Below are 488 nucleotides of genomic sequence, written 5' to 3'. Positions count from 1 at the left end.
AAACCGCCTCTCTAACGCTCTCGAGACCGGCTTTTTTTCCATTAAGTATCAATCGAATCAAAATCTTAACCACTACTTAGTTAGCACTATTCATAATCTAGCAGGTATAACCGGGGTAAGGTACAGCAAAGTAAGAAGACGGAGATACTGATGGCTTATAGTTTCCTTTAAACAGGCAGAGGGCTTAAAGTTCAAAAGCTGTAACTGATTACGATTGGCAGTAAAAAATACACTGCGTTATAGAAGATATGCAGAGCAATAGAGGGATAGACACTGTTGTGTTTATCTCTAAAATATCCAAACAACAATGAGGGAAAAAATACACCTATAGACCAGATTGGAGCATGACTAAATAAATGAAACGCAGCAAACAATAAGGAGCAGCAAAGGTTTGCTCCTGTAAAGCCAATCAGTTGCTTTCGCCCCCAATCCAACCTTAATAATCTGCCTTGCAATATACCTCTAAACAACAGCTCTTCAATTATAGG

Annotated in this window: 1 protein-coding gene; it reads right to left on the bottom strand. The window is 38.7% G+C overall.

Annotation, left to right across the window (positions count from 1 at the left end; genetic code table 11):
• Positions 1–191: 191 nt before the first annotated feature.
• Positions 192–488 (bottom strand): JDVT-CTERM system glutamic-type intramembrane protease MrtJ (gene mrtJ / locus AB4585_RS22760; RefSeq protein ID WP_372171076.1); only part of this gene is annotated, 297 nt, incomplete at its 5' end.

This window comes from Vibrio sp. 10N.222.49.C9, assembly GCF_041474985.1.
Lineage (GTDB): Bacteria > Pseudomonadota > Gammaproteobacteria > Enterobacterales > Vibrionaceae > Vibrio > Vibrio crassostreae_C.
The sequence above is the reverse complement of the archived record's forward strand: the minus strand, read 5'-3'. Positions and strand labels throughout refer to the sequence as shown.